Below are 700 nucleotides of genomic sequence, written 5' to 3'. Positions count from 1 at the left end.
CAAGGAGAAGAAAATGGGAAAAACAATAGCTGAGAAAATATTTGACGCCCACAGGGTAAACATGCCGTTTCGTGATACCCATGTATTAAAATTGGATAGGGTTTTCTGTCACGAGATTACCACACCGATTGCTATCACAGATCTGATGGCCAGGGGAATGGACAGAGTCTTCGATCCCACAAAGATAAAAGCTGTCATAGACCATGTAACGCCTGCTAAAGATTCTAAAACTGCTGAACAGGGAAAGATACTGAGAGATTGGGCTAAAAGGCATGGTATCAAAGACTTTTTTGACATTGGAAGAAATGGTGTTTGTCATGCAATATTCCCGGAAAAAGGATTTGTAAGACCGGGTTATACAGTTATCATGGGGGATTCGCACACATGTACTCATGGAGCGTTTGGAGCGTTTGCTGCAGGTGTCGGAACGACCGACCTTGAAGTCGGTCTATTTAAGGGTGTATGTGCCTTCCATTTTCCGAAAACCATTAAATTTGTGCTTAATGGCACCTTAAAACCGGGGGTTTATGCCAAAGACTTGATACTTTTTATTATCAAGGAACTGACTGTAAACGGTGCAACAAACATGGTCATAGAATTTACCGGACCGGTTATCGAGGCAATGTCAATGGATTCACGTATGACCTTATGCAATATGGCAATTGAAGCCGGAGGCACTTGCGGAATATGCTACCCGGAT

General features: G+C 42.9%; 1 protein-coding gene. It reads left to right on the top strand.

What is annotated here, in order from left to right:
- Nucleotides 1-13 precede the first annotated feature (13 nt).
- The coding region (locus tag LJE72_RS25950; RefSeq protein WP_248286558.1) for an aconitase family protein at nt 14-700 on the top strand (687 nt) is incomplete at its 3' end.

Source organism: Desulfosporosinus shakirovi, from assembly GCF_020595055.1.
GTDB classification, from domain to species: Bacteria; Bacillota; Desulfitobacteriia; order Desulfitobacteriales; family Desulfitobacteriaceae; genus Desulfosporosinus; species Desulfosporosinus shakirovi.
This window is presented reverse-complemented; position numbering and strand designations above follow the sequence as displayed.